At 35.0% G+C, this 2,973-nt stretch carries 3 protein-coding genes; 1 reads left to right on the top strand and 2 read right to left on the bottom strand.

The annotated features are described in order from the left end of the window. Positions 1-43 precede the first annotated feature (43 nt). Complete coding sequence (locus FPG59_RS15300) at positions 44-1,669, top strand: amidase (protein WP_086455418.1); 1,626 nt, start codon at positions 44-46, stop codon at positions 1,667-1,669. A gap of 45 nt (positions 1,670-1,714) precedes the next feature. On the opposite strand, the gene msrB is transcribed toward FPG59_RS15300, so the two are convergent. Together msrB and FPG59_RS15290 are read right to left on the bottom strand one after the other, a co-directional pair. Beyond that, positions 1,715-2,101: a peptide-methionine (R)-S-oxide reductase MsrB gene (gene msrB / locus FPG59_RS15295; RefSeq protein ID WP_086455417.1), complete on the bottom strand. Its 387-nt coding sequence runs from the start codon at positions 2,099-2,101 to the stop codon at positions 1,715-1,717. A gap of 20 nt (positions 2,102-2,121) precedes the next feature. Continuing rightward, positions 2,122-2,973, bottom strand: an 852-nt coding sequence (locus FPG59_RS15290) for an alpha/beta fold hydrolase (protein ID WP_140344699.1), incomplete at its 5' end; no start/stop codon positions are given.

Below are 2,973 nucleotides of genomic sequence, written 5' to 3'. Positions count from 1 at the left end.
ATATTTTACTACATTAGATAAAAAATAAAAAATACATATTTTTATGAAGAGAAGATCTTTTTTGGCTTCATCAGCTATTGCAGCCATTGGAATAAATACTTTTTTTGTTACTGGTTGCGAGTCTAAATCTAATGATAAAAATACATCAGCTTCTGGAGAGGAGTTTAATTTGAGTTTTGAACTTGATGAAGAATCAATTGCTTCTTTGCAATCTAAATTGAAATCGGGCACTTTTACATCGGAACAATTGGTGCGTTTGTATTTAAATCGAATTGAAGAAATAGATAAAAAGGGACCTAAACTCAATTCAGTAATTGAGGTTAATCCAGATGCTTTAACCATTGCAAAACAGCTTGACGAAGAACTTAAAGCTGGAAAAACTCGTGGTGCGATGCATGGAATTCCCGTTTTGATAAAAGACAATATTGATACGGCTGATAAAATGCAAACAACGGCTGGATCTTTGGCAATGGCTGGGAACATAGCTTCTAACGATGCAACTGTTGTGAAAAAGTTAAGAGATGCAGGCGCAGTGATCATTGGTAAAACCAATTTAAGTGAATGGGCAAACTTTAGATCAACACAGTCTTCATCAGGATGGAGTAGTAGAGGCGGTCAAACTAAAAGCCCTTATTTTTTAGATCATAATCCTTGTGGTTCAAGCGCGGGTTCAGGAACAGCAGTTTCAGCAAATTTATGTGTTGTGGCTGTAGGTACAGAGACAGATGGCTCTATTGTTTGTCCGGCTTCGGTTAATGGAATTGTGGGTATTAAGCCTACTGTAGGTTTAGTTAGTCGTTCTGGGATTATTCCTATTTCCAAGACGCAAGATACTGCAGGTCCTATGGCTAGAACTGTATCTGATGCAGCTATTTTATTAGGAGTACTAGCTTCTGTAGATCAAAAAGATCCTGTAACTCTTGAAAGTAAAGGAAAATCTGTAACAGATTATAGTTCTTTCTTAAAATTAGACGGATTAAAAGGAAAGAGAATTGGTATTGAAAACAAACCGCAAGGAGAGAATCAATATATAAATGCTCTTTTTGAAGATGCTATTCAGTTGTTACAGAAGCAAGGGGCTACGGTTGTAAAAATTGATTATATAGACAAAATTAATGCATTAGGACAAGCTGAGTTTGAAGTATTGCAATATGAATTCAAAGATGGACTCAATCAATATTTAGCTACCGCTAATGCTAAAGTAAAAACATTAAAAGACGTTATTGATTTTAATAGCGCAAACGAAGACAAAGCGATGCCTTATTTTAAACAAGAAACGCTGCTGAGTTCTAATGCGAAAAAAGATTTAAAAGCATCTGAATATCAAAATAGTCTCGAAAAGAGTTTTGAAGGTAGTAAAAAAATATTGAATGAAGTCATGGCTCAATATAGTCTTGATGCCATTTGCGGAATTACAATGGGTCCGTCATGTAGTATTGACACTATTTATGGTGACCGTTGGGGAACTTATTCCTTAACTTCACCAGCTGCAATGAGCGGTTATCCTCATATCACAGTGCCGTGTGGGCAGGTATATGAATTACCTGTTGGGCTTTCCTTTTTTGGTAAGCCGTACACCGAGGGCTTGTTAATTTCTTTAGGATATGCGTATGAACAAGCCACCAAAAAAAGGGCAGTGCCACAATACAAAGTCTCTTTCTTGAGCTAAATGAAAAAGGGATTAAGTCATTCGTAATTAATCCCTTTTTATCGTTTACTTAAAGTTGATAGAAAGCGAATTTACACAGTATCTTTGACCTGTTTTTGTAGGGCCATCATTAAAAACATGTCCTAAATGGCTACCGCAATTGGCACATAAAATCTCCGTACGTTTCATTCCGTGAGATACATCATCAATATATTGTACTTTTCCAGGAATTGATTCATCAAAAGAAGGCCAGCCACAATGTGCATCAAATTTTGTATTGCTTTCAAATAAATTTTCATTGCAAGCTCCACAGGTATAGGTTCCTTTTTCAAAGTGCAAATTGAACGTTCCTGTATGCGGATATTCGGTGCCTTTGAGACGTAATATTCTATATCTTTCTTCTCCTAAGAGCGCTTTCCATTCTTCTTCCGTTTTTTCTATTGGATATTTCATGTTGTAAGTAGTTTGTAAATTTAATTTTCTAAAAAATCTATTGTTGCTTCAATTACTTTTGAGTTTCCTAATATTTTTCGGTGTCCAAGACCGTTTGTTACCATTAATTCTCCTTTTTTTAAATGATTGTGAATGTTCTTTGCAGCGGTTACTGGAACTTCTGGATCATCTTCATCATGAATTACTAGAACAGGGATATGTACTTCCTTTGCTGCATGAGATGCCGAATAATTATTCATATCATCCTTGTATTTTTCTTCAAAATGAGCGCGTAATGAAATAGCTATTTTTGGGTCTAGTTTTAGTTTTGCTATAAAATCATTTATTATGTCAGAGACAACATCTCCGCTACCTATAATAATTGCTTTATTGACTCTGATTCCATTTTTAATAGCGTTTAGTACTGCCATTCCTCCTAATGAATGACCAATAATACCTTCAAAGGGACCATGTATTTTATCAATTTCAAGTATGGAAGCTATAAAGTCCGTCATCACTGCTGAGGAACCTTGGGATTTTCCATGTGCAGGTGCGTCAAAACTAATTGTTTGATAATTTTTTTGCAAAAGAGCATCTGCTATTTTGAATAATTGTGTCCCGCGTCCAGCCCAACCGTGAACAAGTAGTATTTTTCTATTACTATTACCATATTCATAGAGGGAAATTTCTTTGTTAATTGCAGGAACGTGTAATTTACTTTTTAAACTTTTACTTTCCATTGTGAGTTCTCTTTTGGGAACCTTATATTTTGTAGGTGTAGTGAATAGTTTTGCAGCAAATAGGGTCACTAATTTTGAAGAGAAAAAAGCGATTAATTTGCTAGTATGTAAAATTATCTTGGGAATTTTTAAGGATTGTGTATGAACGGTACT

It is taken from the genome of Flavobacterium sp. FPG59, assembly GCF_002150205.1.
Taxonomy (GTDB): Bacteria; Bacteroidota; Bacteroidia; order Flavobacteriales; family Flavobacteriaceae; genus Flavobacterium.
This window is presented reverse-complemented; position numbering and strand designations above follow the sequence as displayed.

Excerpts from the sequence above, each read along its gene's own strand:
- msrB (WP_086455417.1), bottom strand. The coding sequence starts at position 2,101 with ATGAAATATCCAATAGAAAAAACGGAAGAAGAATGGAAAGCGCTCTTA.
- FPG59_RS15300 (WP_086455418.1), top strand. The coding sequence starts at position 44 with ATGAAGAGAAGATCTTTTTTGGCTTCATCAGCTATTGCAGCCATTGGA.